This is a genomic window from Nocardioides kongjuensis (assembly GCF_013409625.1).
Lineage (GTDB): Bacteria > Actinomycetota > Actinomycetes > Propionibacteriales > Nocardioidaceae > Nocardioides > Nocardioides kongjuensis.
Genome location: NZ_JACCBF010000001.1, coordinates 131,013 through 153,282 on the forward strand (window position 1 = coordinate 131,013; position 22,270 = coordinate 153,282).

Genomic DNA, 22,270 nt, shown 5'->3' on the forward strand with positions numbered 1-22,270 from the left:
ATCCCCCATCGGACCGGCGGCTCGTCGCCCCCTCGGCGGGGGCTACTTGGCGGCGACGATGCCGTCGATGGTGACCTTGCGGCCGTTCTTGCTGACGACCTTGATCTTGAGGGTGCCGGTCTGGACGCTGCCGAGGTCGAGGACGGGGACGGTGACCTGGCCGGTGCCCTTGAGGTTGATGGTCTTCACGGCCGTGCCGTTCCAGTAGACCTTGACCTTGCCGCCCTTCGTGGCCTTGGTGAGGATCAGGTCGAGGTGGCGGGCCTGGATGCCGGTGAGGGTGAGCTTGCGGCCCTTCTTCTTGGTCATGGTGGCGGTGTTGTTGAAGGCGCCGGCCTTGGTGGTCCGCTTCCACTTGGTGCCGACGAGGGCGGTGTCGTCGAGGGGGACGGTGGTGCACCGCTCGGGGGAGCGGAAGCCGAGGTTGCCTGCCTTGTCGGTGCCCTGGGCCTGGAAGCAGTGGGTGCTGCCGAAGGTGCCGGCGAAGGGCTGGGAGGTGGTGGTGGTGTTGTCGGCGATGACCTGCTGGGGGCCGAAGCCGCTGTTCCAGGCGGCGGTGCGGACCATGACGTCGGTGCTCTTCACGCCGGACAGGGAGTCGGTGACCTTCCACGCGACGTCGAAGCTCGGCGAGCCGACGACCGCACCCGGTGCGGTCACGGCTGCCGCCGGCCCGGCGATGTCGAGGAAGTCGGCCTGCACGTAGGAGTTGAAGGCGTTCTCGACGACGCCGACGGCGACCACGTTGCCCTCACGGTCCATGTCGGCGGCGAAGGCACCGTTGGTGGCGCCGGCGTCGTACTGGCTCCAGGGGAGCACCGGGTTGGTGTGGTGGCGCACGTTGAGCTGGTCGGCGTCGTTGTGGACGACGACCTGGTCGGCGCCGTCGGACACCAGGCTGCGGTGGTCCTGGCTGAGCGTGGTGCCGGGATCGGCGATGCCCGCGGTGCCGAAGGCCTGAGCGGGCTTGGCGACGGCCGCGCGGACGACGTACCCACCGTTCTCGAACGCGCTCCAGGTGGCCTGCATCGTGCCGTTAGGGCTCATCGCCAGGTCGCGCCAGGTGGCGTTGACGCCGGCGGCCGACAGCGGCTGGGGGAAGCCGAGGGTCCCGGTCGGGGACACGCGGGTCACGACGGCACGGACCTTGCCGTCCTCCATCCCGCCCATCATCACGGCGCCTTCACCGTTGTCGGCCAGGACGGCGACGGTGTCGTCCATGACGTTCTCGATCCACGACAGCGACTTCGGGCCGAGCCACCCGACGCTCGCGTTGCGCCGGGTGGCCTTGACCTCGGTGCCGTTGGTGCTGTCGAAGTACGACATCAGGACGTCGCCGGCCTCGTTGACGTCGATCGACGGCTCGAAGCTGTCGTCGTCGAGGGCGGAGAGCTGCGGCGCGACGCCCGGGCTCCACATGGTCGTCTGCACGCGGTGCTCGCCGTTGTTCACCGCCTCGTAGGCGACGTGCACGCGACCAGCGCCGTCCATGCCGGCGTCGATGGAGTGCACGGTCTCGAGGTCGAACGCGGGGCTGAGCAGCGTGGAGCCGTCCCAGGTGCCGTTGGCGAGGTAGCGCGAGCCGCGCACCTTCTCCTCGCCGCCGGTGGTCTGGTTCCACACCACGGCGAGGTCGCCGTTGGCGTTGGCCACGGCGTGGGCGTCGTGCGCGTCGGTGACCGGTGCGGCGGTGACCGTCTTCGCGGCTCCCCAGACGCCGTCGGTGGCGATGGCGGCGTAGACCTTGGTGCCACCGACCACCGGTCGGGTCCAGGTCGCCAGCGCGTCGCCGGAGCCGAAGGCCGTGACGTCGACCGAGGTCGGGACGTCGCCGTAGTTGCTGATGTTGCCGCCGTCGATGCCGCCCACCGCCTGGGCAGGGCTGCCCGTGAGGGCGAGGGTGCCGACGGTGAGAGCCGCGGCCGCCAGGCCGAGGACCTGGGTGCGGATCGAGGTGCTCCTCGTGGTGCTCATGATGTTCTCCCTGTGCTGGTCGGGCGGGGCCCGGTTCGTTGTCGTCGGGAGTAGGAGCAGCCGGCGGGGGAGACCTTGCAGGTTTTCCGGAGAACTTCTCGGCCGGTTCTCCGTCGGGAAATGACACGAACCGCCGGCCCCCCACGGGCCGGCGGTTCGTCGCCCCAGGTGGGGCGTGTGGTGGAGCTGCTGGGGCTACTTGGCGGCGACGATGCCGTCGATGGTGACCTTGCGGCCGTTCTTGCTGACGACCTTGATCTTGAGGGTGCCGGTCTGGACGCTGCCGAGGTCGAGGACGGGGACGGTGACCTGGCCGGTGCCCTTGAGGTTGATGGTCTTCACGGCCGTGCCGTTCCAGTAGACCTTGACCTTGCCGCCCTTCTTGGCCTTGGTGAGGATCAGGTCGAGGTGGCGGGCCTGGACGCCGGTGAGGGTGAGCTTGCGGCCCTTCTTCTTGGTCACGGTGGCGGTGTTGTTGAAGGCGCCGGCCTTGGTGGTCCGCTTCCACTTGGTGCCGACGAGGGCGGTGTCGTCGAGGGGGACGGTGGTGCACCGCTCGGGGGAGCGGAAGCCGAGATTGCCTGCCTTGTCGGTGCCCTGGGCCTGGAAGCAGTGGGTGCTGCCGAAGGTGCCGGCGAAGGGCTGGGAGGTGGTGGTGGTGTTGTCGGCGATGACCTGCTGGGGGCCGAAGCCGCTGTTCCAGGCGGCGGTGCGGACCATGACGTCGGTGCTCTTCACGCCGGACAGGGAGTCGGTGACCTTCCACGCGACGTCGAAGCTCGGCGAGCCGACGACCGCACCCGGTGCGGTCACGGCTGCCGCCGGACCGGCGATGTCGAGGAAGTCGGCCTGCACGTAGGAGTTGAAGGCGTTCTCGACGACGCCGACGGCGACCACGTTGCCCTCACGGTCCATGTCGGCGGCGAAGGCACCGTTGGTGGCGCCGGCGTCGTACTGGTCCCAGGGGAGCACCGGGTTGGTGTGGTGGCGCACGGTGAGCTGGTCGGCGTCGTTGTGCACGACGACCTGGTCGGCGCCGTCGGACACCAGGCTCACGTGCGGCTGGCTGGTGATCGTCTTGGGCTCGGCGAGGGCGGCCGTGCCGAATCCCTGGCCGGGCTTGGACACGGCGGCGCGGATCACGTAGGTGTTCCCGCCCTCGAACGCGGTCCACGTCGCCTGCATCGTCCCGTTGGGGCTGACGGCGAGGTCGCGGTACGACGTACCGACGCCGGTCGGCGAGACCAGCTCGATGTTGCCGAGCGTGCCGTTGGGGCTGACCCGGACGACGATGGCCCGGGTCTTGGCGGCCTCGACGCCGCCGAACATCACGGCTCCGCTGCCGTCGTCGGCCAGCTCCGCCTCGGTCTCGTTCTGGGTGTCGCCGAGCCACACGATCGGCTTCGGGCCGAGCCAGCCCAGCGACGCGTTGCGCCGGGTGACCATGATCGTGTCCTCGCCGCTCTCGTTGTCGTAGTACGACAGGAGGACGTCACCCGCCGCGTTCACGTCGAGCGACGGGTCGAAGGTGTGGTAGCCGAAGTTGTCGACGACAGGGGTGCCGCCCTTGGCCCACACCGAGGTCTGGATCCGGTCCGCCCCGCTGTGCTCGGTGTCGAAGGCGACGTGCACCCGGCCCGCCGCGTCCATGCCGGCGTCGATGGAGTCGACGGTCGAGATGTCCGTGCTCGCGCTGAGCAGCGTCGAGCCGTCCCAGGTCCCGTTGGCGAGGTAGCGCGAGCCACGCACCTTCTGCTCGCCGCCGATGGTCTGGTTCCACACGACCGCGAGGTCGCCGTTGGCGTTGGCCACGGCATGGGCGTCGTGGGCGTCGGTGACCGGCGCGGCGGTCACGGCCTGGGGGCTGCCCCAGACGCCGTCGGTGGCGATGGCGGCGTACACCTTCGTGCCACCGACCACGGGCTTGGTCCAGGTGGCCAGCGCGTCGCCGGCACCGAAGGCGGCGACGTCGACCGACGTGGGCACGTCGCCGGAGGTGCTGATGTTGCCGCCGTCGATGCCTCCGACGGCCTGGGCCGGAGCCGAGAGACCGAGGGCGAGGCTGCTGACGGCGAGAGCTGCAGTGGTCAGTCCGAGAAGCTGGGTACGCATGGTGCTGCCTTTCGCAGAGGGGGTGATCGACGGGAGTAGGAGCGGCCCGCCGGCAGGACCTTGCAGATTTCCGACGACTCTCTCCTCGGAAGATCCGGTGTGGCCCGGTGACACCCACGTTCGTCCAGCCGGGGGGCCGGCCACATCCGCGCGCACCACGCAACCAACGCCGGGCGGTACGGACGCAACACGGAGCCAAGGCGTGCCGAACGCCCTACGATGCCGACGTGCGCTCCCCAGTGCTCGTCTCTCGGACCCTCGAACGTGCCCGCCTCCGGGGCGCCCTCGAGGCGCTCGGCAAGGGGCAGGGCGGGCTGTGGGTGCTGCGCGGCGACCCCGGGATCGGGAAGTCCCGGCTCGCGACCGCACTCGGTGCGGAGGCGACGGAGCTCGGGTTCGAGGTGCTGTCCGGGCGGGCCGTCCCCTCCGGTACGCCGACCCCGCTCCGCCCGCTCAGCGAGGCACTGCTCGGCTGGCTGCGCACCCATGACGTCCCGGACGACCGGCTGCTGGCGCCGTACCTGCCCACGCTCGCGCGGCTCGCGCCCCAGCTCGGCCCGGTCGCACCCGACGGCGTCTCCTCGGTCATGCTGCTCGGGGAGGGGCTGCTGCGGCTGGCCCGGACGGTCCCGGCACCCGGCATGGTGCTCGTCGTCGAGGACCTGCACTGGGCCGACCCGGAGACCCTCGCGCTGGTGGAATACCTCGGCGACAACATGCGGGAGGTGCCCCTGCTGGTGGTGGTCACCAGCCGGCTGCACGAGTCACCGGCGGCCAACGAGCTGGTCACCGCACTCGAGTGGCGGCGCTCGGCCGAGACCGTCGACCTGCTGCCGATGGCCGACGACGACGTCGCCACCATGGCGCGCGCCTGCCTCGACGCGGAGCCGTCGGACGAGGTGGTCGCCTGGCTGCAGAGGTACAGCGCGGGCTACCCGCTCTTCGTCGAGGAGATGCTCGCCGACCTGCGTGACGCCGGCCTCCTCGAGGGCCCGTTGCCCGTGCTGGTGCCGCGTCCGTTCGCCCGCTCGGTCGAGGCCCGGCTCGGTGAGGTCGGTCCCGCTGCCCGTGAGGTCGCGATGGCGGCCGCGATGCTCGGGCCGGAGTTCGACTGGACCCTCGTGGCCCAGGCGCTCTCGCTCTCCGACACCGAGGTCGCCGGCGCGCTGCGGCAGCTGCGCGACCAGCGCCTGGTGGTGGCCGCGTCGGCCGACAGGTTCGTGTTCCGGCACGCGCTCACCCGGGAGGCGGTGCTCTCCGGCCTCCTGGCGCCGGAGCGATCACGCCTCGCCGGCCTGCTCGCCGCCGCGCTCGCGGGCCGGTCGGCCGAGTCCGCCGACGACCACCTCCAGCTCGCCGAGCTGTTCGAGGCCGCGGGCGACGACGAGCGGGCCGTCGAGCTGTGGCTGACGACCGCGCGCGACGCGATCGACCGGGGTGCACTGGCCAGCGCCCGCGAGGCGATCGGCCGCGCACTGCAGCGCAGCACGCCGGGCAGCGACCTGGACAGCCGGGCGCGCGAGGCCGAGGTCGAGGTGCACGCGCTGGCGGGCGACGTGCCCCGGGCGCTGGAGGCGGGGGAGCGGCTGACCGCCGAGCTCACCGGCGACCCGGGCCGGCTGGCCGCCGTACGGCTCCGGTTGGCGCGGGCCCTGCTGGCCGGTGGCCGGTGGGACGAGGCCGAGGCGATGCTCGAGGCGGCCGCGGGTCACGACCCGGTGCAGGAGCACGTGCTCGCGGCGCGGCTGGCGCTCGGCAGGGAGGACGACCTCGCCGCTGCGGAGCGGGCGTCGGCCGCGCTCGCCGGCGTGGGGGAGGACCGCCCCGAGATCGCCTGCGAGGCGTGGGAGGTGCTCGGTCGGGCGACCCGGGCGCGCGACCACGTCGCCGGCGAGGAGGCGTTCGAGGCCGGCTACCGGCTCGCCGACGCCGAGGACCTTCCGTTGTGGCGCTGCCGCCTGCTCGCGGCCCTCGGGGCGCTGGACCTGGCCGCTCGCCGCCCGACCGAGGACCGGCTGGTCGCCGCCCGTCAGGTCGCGCTCGACGTCGGCGCCATCGCCGTCGCCGCGCGGATCGAGATCGACCTCAACCTGGTGCGGATCCGCTACCTGGACCTCGACGACGCGATGGCCGCGATCGACAACGCCATCACGATGATGGGCCGGCTCCGGCTGCCCGAGCTGCCGACGGCGTACCTGCTGCGTGCGGCGACCCACGGCCTCGCCGGCCGCAGTGAAGCGATGGAGGCCGACGTCGCGACCGCCAGCGCGATGCCGATGGACGAGGCGCTGCGCCTGGTCGGGATCCCCGGGCACATCCGGGCGTTCGTCGCCCTCGGCCACGGTCGGTACGACGAGGCGCGGACCCAGCTCGCGACCGCGATGGAGTACCACCGCCGCTCGCCCAGCCTGCCGTTCTCCCTGCGTGGGTTCTGGGCGCTGCTCGAGACGGCGCTCGGTGACGGTGCCGCGGCGCGGGAGGAGGTCCGCACCGGTCCGCAGGCCAACAGCCCGCACAACGCCTTCGCACTGCGGTACGCCGACGCGATCGCCCTCGGGCGCAGTGGCGACACCGCCGAGGCGGAGCGGGTCTTCGCCGACGCCGAGTGGGGCCTGCCCGGACGGGAGCCGTGGCCCGACCTGCACGCCCGGTTGCTGGTCGCGACGGCGGCCGCACGGGACGGCTGGGGCACCCCCGAGCCGTGGTTCCGGCACTGCCTCGACGGGCTGGTGGGCTACGGCCTCACCGAGGCGGCATCGGGCTGTCGCGTCGCGATGCGCGAGGCCGGGTACGCCGTGCCGCGCAAGGCGGCGGGCGCCCAGCGGGTCCCCACCCACCTGCAGCGCCTCGGCGTCACCGCCCGCGAGCACGACGTGCTCGGGCTGGTGGCCGAGGGCCTGCAGAACAAGCAGATCGCGGACCGGCTCTACCTGTCGGTCCGGACCGTCGAGACCCACGTCGCGCGGCTGCTGCAGCGCACCGGCTGCGCCGACCGCAGCGAGCTCGCGGCACACCTGGAGGCACCTACAGCGTGATGCTCGGCCGGGCGGCCAGGCCCAGGTCCTCGACCGCCTCCAGCCGCTCGCACCACCACGACCGCGCGGTGTCGTGGGTGCCCGGCGCGAGCGCCGCCTCGAGGTCCGGTACGGCGACCGCGTCGGCCAGCTCGACCACGACGGTGCAACGGTCGTGGTCGGCGGCCAGCAGCCACCGGCTCGTCACGAACCCGGGCAGCCGGCGCAGCCATGGCGCCACCTCGCTGCGCAACCGGGTCAGCACCTCGTCGCTGCGGTCGGGCACGAGGACCAGGGTGGCCAGCAGCGTCGTCATGGGTCCAGCGTGGCGGGCGGGCCGGCGGCGCTACATCCGTGGCGGGTACGGACTCAAGAAATGACCTCCGGCAGCGATGACTTCCGTCGGCGGTCGGGGTCACAGTGGGAGGACCAGGTCGGTCGGCGCAGACCAGCGAGGAGGAACGATGACCACGATCCTGATGGTGGGCACCCGCAAGGGACTCTGGGTGGGCCGGTCCGAGGACCGCGTCGACTGGGCGTTCACCGGACCCCACCACGACATGGAGGAGGTCTACTCCTGCCTGGTCGACACCCGCGGGTCCACGCCGCGGCTGTTCGCGGGCGCCTCCTCGAGCTGGCTGGGCCCGCAGCTGCGCTGGTCCGACGACCTCGGCGCGACCTGGCAGGAGACCCCCAACGGCGCGATCCGGTTCCCCGAGGGCGCCGGCGCGACCGTCGAGCGGATCTGGCAGGTCGTCCCCGGCGTCGGCGACGGCGTCCTGCACGCCGGCACCGAGCCCGGCGCCGTCTTCACCTCCCGCGACGGCGGCGCCAGCTTCGCGCTCGAGGAGGGGCTGTGGAACCACCCCCACCGCGAGCAGTGGGACGCGGGCTTCGGTGGTCAGGCCTTCCACACCGTGCTCCCGCACCCGAGCGACCCGGCGTCGATGACCGTCGCCATCTCCACGGGCGGCGTCTACCGCACCACCGACGGCGGCTCCTCGTGGGAGCCGCGCAACCAGGGCATCCGCGCCGACTTCCTCCCTGAGGACCAGCGCTACCCCGAGTTCGGCCAGTGCGTCCACAAGGTCACCCGCCACCCCTCGCGTCCCGAGCGCCTCTACGCCCAGAACCACGGCGGTGTCTACCGCTCCGACGACGAGGGCGGCACCTGGACCTCGATCGGCGACGACCTGCCCAGCGACTTCGGCTTCCCGATCGTCGTCCACCCCCACCGTCCCGACACGATCTGGGTGTTCCCACTCGGCGGCGGCGACCGCCGCTACCCGCCCGACGCCCGGCCGCGGGTGTGGCGCTCCGACGACGCGGGCGAGTCCTGGACGCCGTACGGCACCGGTCTGCCGGACGCCTTCTACGTCGGCGTCATGCGCGACGCGATGTGCGCCGACTCCCACGACCCCGCCGGCCTCTACCTCGGTGCCCGCAACGGCACGGTCTGGGCCTCCGCCGACGACGGCGAGACCTGGCGCCAGATCGCCGCCGACCTGCCCGACGTCATGTCGGTCAAGGTCGGCGTGGCCTAGGGTCGCGCCGTGCCTGCCTTCTCCCAGACCCACGAGACGACGATCGCCGCGCCCGCCGCGACCGTCCACGCACTGATCGCCTCCTTCCCCGAGTGGGTCCGGTGGTCCCCGTGGGAGGGCCTCGACCCCGACCTCTCCCGGACGTACGACGGCGCCGGCGTCGGGGCGTCGTACGCCTGGTCGGGCAACAAGAAGGCCGGCGAGGGCCGGATGACCTTCACCTCGATCACCCCGGCCCAGGTCGTCGTCGACCTCGAGTTCCTCAAGCCGTTCAAGGCCCGCAACGTCGTCACCTTCGACCTCACGCCGGTCGGCGACGGCACCCGGGTGGCCTGGACGATGAGCGGGCAGCGCAACCTCGCGTTCGCGGTGATGGGCAGGCTGTTCTTCGACAAGGCGATCGCCAAGGACTTCCAGCGGGGGCTGGCGTCGCTGAAGGCGGCGGCCGAGTCGACGTGAGTTTCACCGGCCGGCCGGTGAAACTCGTGCTTGGACGAGGAAGCATCCTCGTCCAAGCGCCAGTTTCGTCGTCCAACCGTCAGTTTCACCGGTCGGCCGGTGAAACTGACGGCTGGCCCACAGGCGTAGCCTTGCGGCATGCCCACCCTTCGTTCCGCGACGTCCACCTCGGGCCGCAACATGGCCGGCGCGCGTGCCCTGTGGCGCGCCACTGGCATGACCGACTCGGACTTCGGCAAGCCGATCATCGCCATCGCGAACTCGTTCACCGAGTTCGTCCCCGGTCACGTCCACCTGCGTGACCTCGGCAAGATCGTCGCGGAGTCGGTCGTAGCGGCCGGCGGTGTCGCGAAGGAGTTCAACACGATCGCCGTCGACGACGGCATCGCGATGGGCCACGGCGGCATGCTCTACTCCCTGCCGAGCCGTGAGCTGATCGCGGACGCCGTGGAGTACATGGTCAATGCCCACTGCGCCGACGCGATCGTCTGCATCTCCAACTGCGACAAGATCACCCCCGGCATGCTGCTGGCGAGCCTGCGCCTCAACATCCCCGTGGTCTTCGTGTCCGGCGGCCCGATGGAGGCCGGCAAGACCACCGCCATCGAGGGCATCGTCCACAGCAAGCTCGACCTGGTCGACGCGATGGTGGCCTCGGCCAACGAGGCGGTCACCGACGAGCAGCTCGACACCATCGAGCGCTCGGCGTGCCCGACCTGCGGCTCCTGCTCGGGCATGTTCACCGCCAACTCGATGAACTGCCTGACCGAGGCGATCGGCCTGTCCCTGCCGGGCAACGGCTCGACCCTGGCCACCCACGCCAAGCGCCGGGCGCTGTTCGAGGAGGCCGGCCGGGTCGTCATGGACCTGTGCCGCCGCTACTACGAGGACGACGACGAGTCCGTCCTGCCGCGCAACATCGCCAACCGGGAGGCGTTCGAGAACGCCGTGGCGCTCGATGTCGCGATGGGCGGCTCGACCAACACAGTCCTTCACCTGCTCGCCGCGGCCCGCGAGGCCGAGCTCGACTTCGACGTCCACGACATCGACGCGATCTCCCGCCGCGTGCCGTGCCTCAGCAAGGTCGCCCCCAACTCCCCGAAGTTCCACATGGAGGACGTCCACCGCGCCGGCGGCATCCCCGCCCTGCTCGGCGAGCTGCGCCGCGGCGGCGCGCTCAAGGAGGGCGTCCACTCCGTGCACGCGCCGAACCTCGACGAGTGGCTCGACAAGTGGGACATCCGCGGCAAGAACCCCTCGCCGGAGGCGCTGGAGCTGTTCCAGGCCGCTCCCGGCGGCGTTCGTACGACGGAGCCGTTCTCGACCGAGAACCGCTGGGGCACGCTCGACACCGACGCGGCCGAGGGCTGCATCCGCGACTTCGAGCACGCCTACTCCGCCGACGGCGGACTGGCCATCCTCACCGGCAACATCGCGGTCGACGGCTGCGTCGTGAAGACCGCGGGCGTCCCGGACGACTGCCTGGTCTTCCACGGCACGGCGATCGTCTTCGAGTCCCAGGACGCCGCCGTGGAGGGCATCTTGGGCAAGAAGGTCGAGGAGGGCCACGTCGTGGTCATCCGCTACGAGGGCCCCAAGGGCGGCCCCGGCATGCAGGAGATGCTCTACCCGACCGCCTTCCTCAAGGGTCGCGGCCTGGGCCAGAAGTGCGCGCTGATCACCGACGGCCGGTTCTCGGGCGGCACCAGCGGCCTGTCCATCGGGCACATCTCGCCCGAGGCGGCCGGCGGCGGCCTGATCGCGCTGATCGAGGACGGCGACCCGATCTCGATCGACATCCCCAACCGGACCATCCACCTCGACGTCGACGACCACACGCTGTTCGAGCGCAAGATCCTGCAGGAGAAGCGGGACAAGCCCTACACCCCGCTCGACCGTCAGCGTCCGGTCTCGGCCGCGCTGCGGGCCTACGCGTCGATGGCCACCGCGGCCTCCGACGGCGCGTACCGCCGCGTCCCCGAGTGAGCGATGGGGAAGGTCCACGCCAGGGTCGACGGACGGCTCCGGGAGTTCGTCGACGCGCAGCAGGTGTTCTTCGTCGCGACCGCGCCGCTCGCCGGTGACGGCCACCTGAACCTGTCGCCGCGCGGCATCCCGGGGACCTTCGGCATGCTCGACGAGACCACGTTCGCGTGGCTCGACGGCACCGGCAGTGGCAGCGAGACGATCGCCCACCTGCGCGAGAACGGCCGGATCACGGTGATGTTCTGCGCCTTCGGGGGTGCCCCCAACATCGTCCGCTTCCACGGCCGCGGCCGGGTGGCGACGGTCTACGACGAGGAGTACGCCGGCCTCGCGGCCCGCTTCACCGACCTGCCCGGGGCGCGGGCGGTGGTCGTGGTCGACATCGAGCGGATCTCCGACTCGTGCGGCTGGACGGTCCCGCTGATGGAGTACGCCGGTGAGCGGGACCTGCTGGCGCCGTACTTCGAGCGCAAGGGCGTCGACGGCTCCGCCGACTACCGCCGGCGCAAGAACCGCACCAGCATCGACGGCCTGCCCGCCTTCGACTTCGACCCGCTCGACGAGTGGTCGACGCTCGCGGGCCTGGGCAGGATCCGGGAGCGGCTCGCGGCGCAGATCGACGGCTGGACCTACCCGGTGTCCTACGCCCTCGCGCTGGACGGCGAGATCGGCCACGTCAACCTGCCGGGCGGGCAGCACCGGTTGCCGGGCGTCGTGCTCGCCACCGTGCTCAAGCACGACGGCTCCACCGCGACCCTCGACGTGAGCCGCCAGCAGCTCGACGAGGCGATCACCACCCTCGCCCCCGCGACCGCCTGCACCGAGGTCGAGCACCCCAACCTCGCCGCCTGGCGGGCGCTGCGCGACGCGCACGACGAGCGCGGCGGCACGATCACGGCGGTCTTCGTCCGCGACGCGGCCGACCCCGCGTCCTCCACGACCGACGCGACCCTGCGCTCGCTCTGGTGACCGGGCCGCACCGCGTCGCCGCCGTCCTCATCCTGGGGCTGGCGCTGCTGCTCGCCGCGTTCACGGACCCGGGACACACCAACCGGGACCGCGACCGCGCCCCCGCGGCCGCCGTACCTCCGGTGGGACCGGCCGCCGAGCCCACGCCCGGCACGCCCGCGCCCCCGAACCTGCCCACCGGCACCCCGCGCTGGCGCAGCGAGCGGGTCCTGCCGGACCGCGGCATGCTCGTCGCCTACTACGGCACGCCCGGCACCGGCTCCCTCGGCGTGCTGGGGGAGACCTCGCCGAGGAAGGCCTTCCGCCGCCTGCAGCGCGCCGCTGCGCCCTTCGAGCGCCCCGGGCGCCCGGTGCGCCCGGTTTTCGAGCTGATCGTCAGCGTCGCCGACGGCCACCCCGGCAAGGACCGTGACTTCAGCCACGACGTCGGCCGCGCCGCCGTCCAGGAGTACGTCGACGCGGCCCGCGACCTCGGCGCCCTCCTCGTGCTCGACCTCCAGCCCGGCCGTACCGACTTCCTCGAGGTCGCAAAGCGCTGGGAGTGGGCCCTGGTGCAGCCCCACGTCAGCCTGGCCATCGACCCCGAGTGGCGCGTACGCCGCGGGCAGCGCCCGGCCCGGGTCATCGGCAGCGTGGGCGCGGGCGAGGTCAACCGCACCAGCGCCTGGCTCTCGCGGCTCGTCGTCGAGCACGACCTGCCCGAGAAGCTGTTCGTCGTCCACCAGTTCCGCACCTCGATGGTGCGCCACATCGGCCGGGTCAAGGCGCGCGACGGCCTCCAGCTCCTCCAGCACGTCGACGGCTTCGGCAACCGCGGCCAGAAGCTGGCCACCTACCGTGCCGTCGCACGCCCCGACATCTTCGCGATGGGCTTCAAGCTCTTCTACGACGAGGACTACAACCGGATGGGCGCGAAGGCGGTCCACCGGATCCGCCCACGGGTCCGGTTCGTCTCGTACCAGTGAGCGGGAGGGCGTCGATGCAGACCAACGAGCACGGCCAGCGGATCGGTGACCCGGTTCCGGACTGGGAGCCCCGGCCGTGGCCCGAGCCGGTGCTCCTGCAGGGTCGGTACGTCGCCGTCGAGCCCCTCGGCTCGGCCCGCTACGCCGAGCTGTTCGCGGCGACCTGCGGCGACGACGACGCCGGCCTGTGGACCTACCGGCCGATCCCCAGGCCGCGGAGCCTGCCCCAGCTGTGGATGCACCTGGCCGCCCACCTCGACGACCCCGCCATGGTGACCTTCGCCCTCGTCCCGCTGGAGGGCGAGGCCGCGGGTACGGCGGCCGGCATCGCGTCCTACATGCGGATCGATCCCCACCACGGCCAGGTCGAGGTCGCGGGCGTCCTCCTCGGCCGCGCCCTGCAGCGCACCCGGGCCGCGACCGAGGCGATCCACCTGCTGATGCGCAACGCCTTCGACCTCGGCTACCGGCGCTTCGAGTGGAAGTGCGACAGCCTCAACGAGCCGTCACGTCGCGCCGCGCTGCGGCTCGGCTTCGTCGAGGAGGGCCGGTTCCGCAACCACATGGTCACCCAGGGTCGCAACCGCGACACCGACTGGTTCTCGCTCACCGACGGCGAGTGGCCCGCCGTCCGCACCGCCCACGAGCGGTGGCTGGACCCGGCCAACTTCGACGACGAGGGGCGGCAGCGGGTCGCCCTCGCCGCCATGCGAGCCGGGTAGGACCTGGTCCGCCGCTCCGGCCGGCCCGTCCCGCCGCCCCGGGCGGCGATGTCCTCGCCGAGTGCTTGAGTGGCAGGCATGGACCAGCGGATCAGCTTCATCACCCTCGCGACCGACGACCTCGACGCCACGCGGCGCTTCTACCGCGACGGCCTCGGGTGGGTGCCCGAGCTCGACGTGCCGGGCGAGGTGCTCATGTTCAAGGCGGGCCAGCTGCTCGTCCTGTCCTTCTGGGAGCGCGGCCACTTCGAGGCCGAGGTGGGTGCGACCATGCGCGGCCCGGGCGTCGCCCCGATCACGATCTCCCACAACATGCCCACACCGGCGGGCGTCGACGAGGTGCTGGAGGCAGCGCGGGCGGCCGGTGCACCGGAGGTGCACGCGGCCGTGGAACGCGACTGGGGCGGCTACTCCGGCTACTTCGCCGATCCCGACGGCTACCGGTGGGAGGTCGCCCACAACCCGGGACCGGTGGGGGAGGTGGTGCTGCCCTGACCGACCGGCCGCAGCTCGACAGCGGGGCGGGCCGGCGGCCTCAGGCCACCAGCTCGCCGACCTGGCGCAGCACGTCGAGCAGCAGCCGCGACGCCGCGCGCTCGTCGTCGGGGCGGTGCACGGCGAGCAGGGTGCGGTGCATCGGCGGGTCGAAGCCGCGCGACACCACGCCGGGCAGGGGCGCGCGTCGTGGGTCGAGGCTGTGCCACAGGCAGGAGGCGACGCCGCTGCTGACGGCCGCCAGCCAGGCGTGCCGCTCGTCGGTCTCGACCGCGACCTCGGGCGCGATCCCGCAGCCCTCGAAGAACGCGTCGAGCGTCGCGCGGCGGTCGGAGCCGGCCGTCGGCAGCACGAGCGGGACGCTCGCCAGGTCGGCGAAGGTCACGCGTTCGGGCAGGTCGAGGCCCGCGGGGGAGTAGAGCCGCACCTCGGCCCGGCCGATCACGACCTGGGGCAGGTCCGCCGGGACCGCGCTGTCGCACAGGCCCAGGTCTGCCCGGCCCGCGGCGACGAGCTCGGCGACCTCGGCCGAGCTGCCGGCGCCGAGCAGGCGGGCGTGCAGTCGTGCGCCGTGCTCGCGCAGCCCGGCGATGATCGGGATGGCGAGGGCCGCCTGCAGCGTGGGCGAGGCGGCGATGACGAGCGGTGCCGAGCCCTGGTCGGCGGCGACGGTGGTGCCCAGCCGGTCGATGCTGTGCAGCACGGCACGCGCCCGGTGCACGAAGGTCTGGCCTGCCGGGGTGAGGATGACGCCGCGTCCGTCGCGGGCGAACAGCGGCAGGTCCAGCTCGCGCTCGAGCTGCCGGACGGCACGGCTGAGCGCCGGCTGGGCCACGAACAGGGCCGCGGCGGCGGCCGTCATGCTGCCGCGCTCGGCAGTCGCGACGACGTACCGCAGCTGCTGGATGTTCATCTCTTCTCCGGGCGGTGCCATGCCGAACAGGTCTTGGACGCGTGCACGTCCGGGCCCTGAATGTAGAACGCGTTCCACTCGGGTACCACCCTCCACGAGGAGTTCGTGATGCGTCCTGTTCCCTCCCGCCCCCTGCTCCCGCGCCTGCTGGCCGTCGGCGTCGGCCTCGCTGCCGGTGTCGCCGGCATCGTCGCCGCGTCGCCCGTGACCGCGGCGCCGTCCGAGACGGTGACCGCCGGGACGACCGCACCGCCCTTGGCCGGCCTCGAGATCCTGCTCACCAACGACGACAGCGCCCGCGGTGCCGACGCCGGGTTCGGCACCGACGGCAAGGGTCTCTACGTCCTGCGCCGGGCGCTGTGCAACGCCGGAGCCGACGTCCTGGTGGTGGCGCCCTGGTCGCAGCAGAGCGGCGCCGGGGCGCGGATGACCTCGCCGGGCTTCGCGCCGGTGCCGCTGACCGTCCAGGCGGTGACGGTGCCGGCGGCGTACGCCGGTGACTGCGCCGGTACGTCGACCGGCGGCGCCGTGTTCGGGGTCTGCGCGTCGGCCGGGCCCTGCTCCTCGACCACGCCGTCGGCCTCGCCCGCCGACGCGGTCAACGTCGGCCTGAGCCGGTTCGCGAAGAACTACTGGAGCGGCGGCCCGGACGTGGTTCTGTCCGGCACCAACTTCGGCCAGAACATCGGCGCCACGCTCAACCACTCGGGCACGGTCGGCGCGGCGGTCACCGCGCACGAGTACGCGGTCCCCGCCGTCGCGGTGAGCGCGGAGGTGCCTCGCGAACTGGCGCAGATCCCCAACGTCGCGTTCACGGGCGCGGCCGACTTCACGGTCAAGCTGCTCGGCGGCCTGGTGAAGCGCAACCTGCTGGCCGACGACCTCGTGCTCAACGTGAACTTCCCGTTCGTCGGGCCCGGAGAGACCCTCGGCCGCGCGGTCAAGGCCGACGTGGGCCGCAGCAGCGACCTGGGCCTGACCTACGCCGGTGACGTGCCGGCCACGGGCGGCACCTACCTCCTCTCGGCGGGCGCTCCTGCGACCGAGACCCGGCCCAACGCCGACACGACGGCGCTGGCGGCCAACAACATCCCGGTGACCGCGCTCGACGGCGACTGGGGACGGCCGATGCCGGTCGGGATCTGGCTGCTGCTGGGCTCGCTGCGCTGATCCCGCCCTGCCGGGGCGTCCGCCAGAATGGGAGGTGTGGCGGACTCCCCGGCAGGCGACCTGCTCTCCACGGTGATCGGCGACCTGGTCGCCGACGTCCTCACCGGGCGGGAGCCGGCCCTCGCCGACGAGCCCGACGCGGTCCACCAGCTCCGCACGTCGGTACGCCGGCTGCGCAACGTGCTGGCCGGCTTCGGGCGGTACGTCGAGAAGCGGCCGGCGCGGGAGATGCGCGCTCGCCTGGCGTCGTACGGCGCCCTGCTGGGGGCCGGCCGGGACCTGGAGGTCCGGGCCGAGGACTGTCGACGGGTGCTGGCCGAGCTGGGCCGCACCGACCTCGGGCACGCACTCGTCGATCCGCTGCTCGCCGCCCACAGCGGGGCGCACGCGGCCCTCGTCGCGTGGCACGCCTCCCCGGACGCGGCGGCCCTGGCTCACCTCCTCGGCATGTGGGGCGAGGAGGTCCCGCTGGCCGACCGGGCCCGGCGGCACGCCGACCGGGTGACGGATGCGGTGCTGCGCCACGAGGTGCACCGGGTTCTGGACCGGGCCGCCGAGGGCGAGACCTCCCACGAGGTCCGCAAGGCCGCGCGCCGGCTGCGCCACGTCGCCGACGCCGTCGGGGACAGGGAGCGGGCAGCCGCGGGCAAGGACATCCAGGGCCGGCTCGGCGACCACCGGGACGCGCTCCTGCTCGCCGGCCACCTGTGGTCCGCCGGCGCCCCGGCCGTCGTGGTCGCTCATGTCGAGACCGCTGCGAGCCGCGCCCTGGACGGCCTCCCCGAGGCGATCGCCGCGCTCCGCTCGCTGGCCGGGGGACAGACGAATCCTGAGACTGCAGTCTTGCCATCTGAGACGATGTGAGACACTGGTTCGACGGCACGACGTGCGGCGGCTACGGTGATTCCATGCATGACCTGCTTCTCGTACGCACCGGACGCGCCGGCTGATCCTGACCAGGACAATCCGTCAGTCAATCGCCAGCGCGTCCACCCCTCGTTGCCCAGCAACCGAGGGGTTTTTTGTTGAGTTACGACCAGCAGATCAGCCCACCACAGCAGACAAGGAACGACTCGGATGAGTGAGCAGCAGGGCTCGGGCGCCAACTCCCAGCAACACGGCATCACCGGGGCGCAGAGCCTGGTCCGGTCCCTCGAGGCGGCGGGTGTCACCGACATCTTCGGCATCCCCGGCGGAGCGATCCTCCCGGCGTACGACCCGCTGATGGACAGCAGCATCCGGCACATCCTCGTGCGCCACGAGCAGGGTGCCGGCCACGCCGCGCAGGGGTACGCCGCCGCGTCCGGCAAGGTCGGCGTCTGCATGGCGACGTCCGGCCCCGGTGCGACCAACCTGGTCACCCCGCTCGCGGACGCCCACATGGACTCGCTGCCGATGGTCGCGATCACCGGCCAGGTCGGCGCCTCGCTGATCGGCACGGACGCCTTCCAGGAGGCGGACATCCGCGGCATCACGATGCCGATCACCAAGCACAGCTTCCTGGTGACCGACCCCGCGGAGATCCCCACCAAGATCGCCGAGGCCTTCCACATCGCCTCGACCGGCCGCCCCGGCCCGGTCCTGGTCGACGTGACGAAGTCCGCGCTGCAGTCCAGCACCACCTTCCAGTGGCCCACCGAGCTGAACCTGCCCGGCTACCGACCGGTGACCCGGCCGCACGCCAAGCAGATCCGCGAGGCCGCGCGCCTCATGCTCGAGTCGCGCAAGCCGGTCCTGTACGTCGGCGGCGGCACCATCCGGTCCGGCGCCTCCAAGGAGCTGCTGGCCCTCGCCGAGCTCACCGGCATCCCGGTGGTCACCACGCTGATGGCGCGCGGCGCGTTCCCCGACAGCCACCCGCAGCACCTCGGCATGCCCGGCATGCACGGCACCGTGGCGGCCGTCGCGGCGCTGCAGAAGAGCGACCTGATCATCAGCCTCGGTGCCCGCTTCGACGACCGCGTCACCGGCAACCTCGACTCGTTCGCGCCCGGTGCGAAGGTCATCCACGCCGACATCGACCCGGCCGAGATCGGCAAGAACCGCTACGCCGACGTCCCGATCGTGGGCGACGTGCGCGAGGTGCTGGTCGACCTGATCACCACCCTGCGCACCGAGCAGGAGGCCGGCAACACGGGTGACTACGAGGGCTGGGTCGCGTTCTGCGCCGGGGTGAAGAAGAAGTACCCGCTCGGCTACGACCGTCCCACCGACGGCGGCCTCGCGCCGCAGTACGTCCTCGAGCGACTCGGCGTCATCTCCGGCCCCGACACGATCTACACCGCGGGCGTCGGCCAGCACCAGATGTGGGCCGCGCACTTCGTCGGCTACGAGCGCCCCAACACCTGGATCAACTCCGGCGGTCTCGGCACCATGGGCTTCTCGGTCCCGGCCGCGATGGGTGCCAAGGTCGCCATGCCCGACCAGACCGTGTGGTCGGTCGACGGCGACGGCTGCTTCCAGATGACCAACCAGGAGCTCGCCACCTGCGCGATCAACAACATCCCGATCAAGGTCGCGGTCATCAACAACGAGTCGCTCGGCATGGTGCGCCAGTGGCAGACGCTGTTCTACAACTCGCGCTACTCCAACACCGACCTGCACTCGAAGCGGATCCCGGACTTCGTCAAGCTGGCCGACGCCTACGGCTGCGTGGGCCTGGCCTGCGAGTCGCCCGACGACGTCGACGCGACCATCCAGAAGGCGATGGAGATCAACGACGTGCCCGTCGTCGTCGACTTCCGGGTGCACCGCGACGCCATGGTGTGGCCGATGGTGGCCGCCGGCACCAGCAACGACGACATCAAGTACGCGCGGGACCTCGCGCCCCAGTTCGACGAGGACGACCTCTGATGGCCAAGCACACCCTGTCCGTCCTCGTCGAGGACAAGCCCGGAGTCCTGGCGCGCATCTCCGCGCTGTTCAGCCGCCGCGGCTTCAACATCGAGTCGCTGGCGGTCGGCCCGACCGAGCACGACGAGATCTCGCGGATGACGATCGTGGTCAACGTCGACTCCTCGCCGCTCGAGCAGGTCACCAAGCAGCTCAACAAGCTGGTCGAGGTCATCAAGATCGTCGAGCTCGACCCGACGGCCTCGGTCAACCGGGAGCTGGTGCTGGTCAAGGTCGCCGCCACGGCGGAGAACCGCGGCGAGGTCCTCGACATCGTCCAGCTGTTCAAGGCGAAGGTCATCGACGTCGCCTCGGACGCCATCACCATGCAGATCGTCGGCAACGACGGCAAGATCTCCGACTTCCTGCGCGTGCTGGAGCCCTTCGGGATCCGCGAGCTCGTGCAGTCCGGCATGGTGGCCATCGGCCGCGGGCCGCGCTCCATCTCGGAGCGCAGCAAGCCCGTCGCCGTACCGGTGCCGCCCGCCGCCAACGCCTGAAAACACCCCACCCCTGAGGTTCGAGGCTCGCTGCCCTCGCACCTCAACCACCGAGATACAAGGAGAAGCCCGACGTGGCTGAGATCTACTACGACGACGACGCCGACCTGTCCCTGATCCAGGGCAAGCACGTCGCCGTCATCGGTTACGGCAGCCAGGGCCACGCGCACGCGCTGAACCTGCGCGACTCCGGCGTCGACGTCCGCGTCGGCCTCAAGGAGGGCTCGAAGAGCCGCGCCAAGGCGGAGGAGGAGGGCCTGCGCGTCCTGACCCCCCGCGAGGCCGCGGAGGAGGCCGACGTCATCGTCATCCTCGCCCCCGACCAGGTGCAGCGTCACCTGTACGCCGACGACATCGCGCCGGCGCTCGCCGAGGGCGACACCCTGGTCTTCGGCCACGGATTCAACATCCGCTTCGGCTACATCCAGCCGCCGGCCGGCGTCGACGTCATCCTCGTCGCGCCGAAGGCCCCGGGCCACACCGTGCGCCGCGAGTACGTCGCCGGGCGCGGCATCCCGGACATCATCGCCGTCGAGCAGGACGCCTCGGGCAAGGCCTGGGACCTCGCGAAGTCCTACGCGAAGGGCATCGGCGGCACCCGCGCCGGCGTCATCAAGACCACCTTCACCGAGGAGACCGAGACCGACCTGTTCGGTGAGCAGTCGGTCCTGTGCGGTGGTGTCTCGCAGCTGATCCAGTACGGCTACGAGACCCTCACCGAGGCCGGCTACCAGGGCGAGATCGCCTACTTCGAGGTCCTTCACGAGCTCAAGCTCATCGTCGACCTGATGTGGGAGGGCGGCATCGCCAAGCAGCGCTGGTCGGTCTCCGACACCGCTGAGTACGGCGACTACGTCTCCGGCCCGCGCGTCATCGACCCGCACGTGAAGGAGAACATGCAGGCCGTCCTCGCCGACATCCAGAGCGGCGCGTTCGCCGAGCGCTTCATCGCCGACCAGGACGCCGGCGCGCCGGAGTTCAAGGCGCTGCGTGAGAAGGGTGCCCAGCACCCGATCGAGGCCGTCGGCAAGACCCTGCGCTCGCACTTCTCGTGGGCGCACACCGACGACGACTACACCGAGGGCTCGGCCGCGCGCTGACCTCGCGTCGTACGCACGACACCCCCGGACCCGTCAGGGCCGGGGGTGTCGGCGTCTCGTGGCAGGGTTGCGGACATGGGCTACCCGCGGCTGCGCAGCACCGTCCTCGACACCACCGACGTCCCCCTGCTGGCGGAGTTCTACCGCCGGCTCCTCGGCTGGTCCTACCCCGAGGGCTTCGACATCGACGAGTTCACCGACTGGCGCTCGATCGTCGGGCCCTCCGGCGAGCGGCTGTCCTTCCAGCAGGTCGACGAGCTCGCTGCGACGACCTGGCCGGACGCCGAGGTGCCGCAGCAGCTGCACCTCGACTTCCAGGTCGAGGACCGCACCGACCTCGAGGTGAACCACCAGCGCGCCCTCGAGCTGGGCGCCGTCGTCCGCTCCGACCAGTCCGACGACCCCGAGGAGCCGTTGCGCGTGTACGCCGACCCGGCGGGCCACACCTTCTGCCTGTTCACCCGCTGAGGGGCCCGAGGACCTCGGCCAGCCGGCCGTCGAGGGCGTGCGAGCCTCCGGCGAGCGAGAGCCGCCTGATCCCGCCGGCGGTCACCAGCTCGATGGCCGTCGAGCGGCCGTCGGCCCCGGTCGACACCGACACCGCCGTGATGGAGGAGCGCGGGACCAGGACCGTCTCCACGTGGTGCCGGCGTTGCCGGTGGGCGACGACGACGGTCGTCGGCGTGACGACGATCAGCCCGTCGACGGGCCTGCCGTCCAGGTCCTGCACGACAGCCGCGAGGTCGACCACGTCGTCCGAGGCGACGACAGGCCCGATCGTCGCGGCGAGCCGGCGGTGCAGCCGCCGAGCACGGCGTGCGACCCGCCTGTCCCCGACGAGGAGACCGGTCTCCTCGAGCCCCACGTCAACCGCCGAGCCCGCACCTCCAGCCCCGGCAGATCGAGGTGACCGGTCGTCCATGGGCAGGACGCTAGGGCTTGCCACGAGAGGGCGTCGATGGGGAGAACTCCCCACCAGGAAAGGGAATTCACCCGCTGACCACCAGCAGAACGGCACCCGCGCCCACCAGCGCGACCCCGCCCCACTGCAGGAGCGAGAGCCGCTCGCCGAGCAGGGTCACGCCGAAGACGGCCACGAGCACGACGCTGAGCTTGTCGACCGGTGCGACCAGTGAGGCGTCGCCGAGCTTGAGGGCGCGGAAGTAGCAGATCCAGGACGCACCGGTGGCGAGCCCGGACAGGACGAGGAACACCCAGGTCCGGGTGCCGACCTCGCCGGGGGAGTGGAACTTGCCGAGCGCCAGCAGGATCAGGCCGAGCGTGACCAGGATGACGACGGTGCGGACGAAGGTCGCGACGTCGGAGTCGATCTGCTTCACGCCCACCTTCGCGAAGATCGCCGTCAGGGCTGCGAAGGCGGCCGACAGCAGGGCCCAGAACCACCAGGTCGAGGTCAGCTCCATGCCCGGATCCTCGCACGGCCGCGCCCGGTGT

General features: G+C 72.1%; 20 protein-coding genes. 14 read left to right on the forward strand and 6 right to left on the reverse strand.

Annotated features, from left to right (window positions below; translation table 11 throughout):
- Positions 1–42 precede the first annotated feature (42 nt).
- Together BJ958_RS00630 and BJ958_RS00635 are read right to left on the reverse strand one after the other, a co-directional pair.
- Complete coding sequence (locus BJ958_RS00630; RefSeq protein WP_179724614.1) at positions 43–1,974, reverse strand: hypothetical protein; 1,932 nt, start codon at positions 1,972–1,974, stop codon at positions 43–45.
- Between the two features lie 195 nt (positions 1,975–2,169).
- Positions 2,170–4,086 (reverse strand): hypothetical protein, encoded by a 1,917-nt coding sequence (locus BJ958_RS00635; RefSeq protein ID WP_179724616.1) that lies wholly within the window; start codon positions 4,084–4,086, stop codon positions 2,170–2,172.
- A 227-nt stretch (positions 4,087–4,313) separates the two neighbouring features.
- Here BJ958_RS00635 and BJ958_RS28890 point away from each other — a divergent pair, with 227 nt between their 5' ends.
- A complete protein-coding gene (locus BJ958_RS28890) occupies positions 4,314–7,121 on the forward strand; it encodes an AAA family ATPase (RefSeq protein WP_179724618.1) in 2,808 nt (935 codons plus the stop codon).
- On the opposite strand, the gene BJ958_RS00645 is transcribed toward BJ958_RS28890, so the two are convergent.
- The gene (locus tag BJ958_RS00645) at positions 7,111–7,416 is read right to left on the reverse strand and encodes a hypothetical protein (RefSeq protein WP_179724620.1); all 306 of its coding nucleotides are present in this window, start codon (positions 7,414–7,416) and stop codon (positions 7,111–7,113) included. The genes BJ958_RS28890 and BJ958_RS00645 overlap by 11 nt on opposite strands.
- Positions 7,417–7,564: 148 nt before the next feature.
- Between BJ958_RS00645 and BJ958_RS00650 the strand changes: the two genes are divergently transcribed.
- From BJ958_RS00650 to BJ958_RS00680, 7 genes are all read left to right on the forward strand, one after another.
- Positions 7,565–8,644, forward strand: a complete 1,080-nt coding sequence (locus BJ958_RS00650) for a WD40/YVTN/BNR-like repeat-containing protein (protein WP_179724622.1) — start codon at positions 7,565–7,567, stop codon at positions 8,642–8,644.
- Positions 8,645–8,653: 9 nt separating this feature from the next.
- Entirely contained in the window at positions 8,654–9,103 is a 450-nt protein-coding gene (locus BJ958_RS00655; protein WP_179724624.1) for an SRPBCC family protein, read from the forward strand.
- 138 nt (positions 9,104–9,241) lie between these two features.
- Positions 9,242–11,089 carry a dihydroxy-acid dehydratase gene (gene ilvD, locus BJ958_RS00660; RefSeq protein WP_179724626.1) on the forward strand — a complete coding sequence of 616 codons (1,848 nt, stop codon included), beginning with the start codon at positions 9,242–9,244 and terminating at the stop codon, positions 11,087–11,089.
- Positions 11,090–11,092: 3 nt separating this feature from the next.
- A complete protein-coding gene (locus tag BJ958_RS27460; RefSeq protein ID WP_246318984.1) occupies positions 11,093–12,058 on the forward strand; it encodes a pyridoxamine 5'-phosphate oxidase family protein in 966 nt (321 codons plus the stop codon).
- Complete coding sequence (locus tag BJ958_RS00670) at positions 12,055–13,023, forward strand: hypothetical protein (protein WP_179724627.1); 969 nt, start codon at positions 12,055–12,057, stop codon at positions 13,021–13,023. The genes BJ958_RS27460 and BJ958_RS00670 overlap by 4 nt, the downstream gene beginning before the upstream one ends.
- Before the next feature lie 14 nt (positions 13,024–13,037).
- Positions 13,038–13,745 carry a GNAT family N-acetyltransferase gene (locus tag BJ958_RS00675; protein WP_179724629.1) on the forward strand — a complete coding sequence of 236 codons (708 nt, stop codon included), beginning with the start codon at positions 13,038–13,040 and terminating at the stop codon, positions 13,743–13,745.
- A 78-nt stretch (positions 13,746–13,823) separates the two neighbouring features.
- Positions 13,824–14,240, forward strand: a complete 417-nt coding sequence (locus BJ958_RS00680; RefSeq protein ID WP_179724631.1) for a VOC family protein — start codon at positions 13,824–13,826, stop codon at positions 14,238–14,240.
- A gap of 40 nt (positions 14,241–14,280) precedes the next feature.
- On the opposite strand, the gene BJ958_RS00685 is transcribed toward BJ958_RS00680, so the two are convergent.
- Complete coding sequence (locus BJ958_RS00685) at positions 14,281–15,153, reverse strand: LysR family transcriptional regulator (RefSeq protein WP_179724633.1); 873 nt, start codon at positions 15,151–15,153, stop codon at positions 14,281–14,283.
- 108 nt (positions 15,154–15,261) lie between these two features.
- Here BJ958_RS00685 and surE point away from each other — a divergent pair, with 108 nt between their 5' ends.
- The 6 genes from surE (at position 15,262) to BJ958_RS00715 (ending at position 21,283) form a co-directional block, all read left to right on the forward strand.
- Positions 15,262–16,323 (forward strand): 5'/3'-nucleotidase SurE, encoded by a 1,062-nt coding sequence (gene surE, locus BJ958_RS00690; protein WP_179724635.1) that lies wholly within the window; start codon positions 15,262–15,264, stop codon positions 16,321–16,323.
- Positions 16,324–16,359: 36 nt separating this feature from the next.
- Positions 16,360–17,187: a CHAD domain-containing protein gene (locus BJ958_RS00695; RefSeq protein WP_179724637.1), complete on the forward strand. Its 828-nt coding sequence runs from the start codon at positions 16,360–16,362 to the stop codon at positions 17,185–17,187.
- Between the two features lie 213 nt (positions 17,188–17,400).
- Positions 17,401–19,176: an acetolactate synthase large subunit gene (locus tag BJ958_RS00700; RefSeq protein ID WP_179724638.1), complete on the forward strand. Its 1,776-nt coding sequence runs from the start codon at positions 17,401–17,403 to the stop codon at positions 19,174–19,176.
- Positions 19,176–19,715 carry an acetolactate synthase small subunit gene (ilvN, locus tag BJ958_RS00705; protein WP_179724640.1) on the forward strand — a complete coding sequence of 180 codons (540 nt, stop codon included), beginning with the start codon at positions 19,176–19,178 and terminating at the stop codon, positions 19,713–19,715. The genes BJ958_RS00700 and ilvN overlap by 1 nt, the downstream gene beginning before the upstream one ends.
- A gap of 74 nt (positions 19,716–19,789) precedes the next feature.
- The gene (gene ilvC / locus BJ958_RS00710) at positions 19,790–20,815 is read left to right on the forward strand and encodes a ketol-acid reductoisomerase (protein WP_179724642.1); all 1,026 of its coding nucleotides are present in this window, start codon (positions 19,790–19,792) and stop codon (positions 20,813–20,815) included.
- A 75-nt stretch (positions 20,816–20,890) separates the two neighbouring features.
- Positions 20,891–21,283, forward strand: a complete 393-nt coding sequence (locus tag BJ958_RS00715) for a VOC family protein (RefSeq protein ID WP_179724644.1) — start codon at positions 20,891–20,893, stop codon at positions 21,281–21,283.
- On the opposite strand, the gene BJ958_RS00720 is transcribed toward BJ958_RS00715, so the two are convergent.
- Both BJ958_RS00720 and BJ958_RS00725 read right to left on the reverse strand, forming a co-directional pair.
- The gene (locus BJ958_RS00720) at positions 21,273–21,680 is read right to left on the reverse strand and encodes a hypothetical protein (RefSeq protein ID WP_179724646.1); all 408 of its coding nucleotides are present in this window, start codon (positions 21,678–21,680) and stop codon (positions 21,273–21,275) included. The genes BJ958_RS00715 and BJ958_RS00720 overlap by 11 nt on opposite strands.
- A 124-nt stretch (positions 21,681–21,804) precedes the next feature.
- Positions 21,805–22,239, reverse strand: a complete 435-nt coding sequence (locus BJ958_RS00725) for an EamA family transporter (protein ID WP_179724648.1) — start codon at positions 22,237–22,239, stop codon at positions 21,805–21,807.
- Between the last annotated feature and the right edge of the window lie 31 nt (positions 22,240–22,270).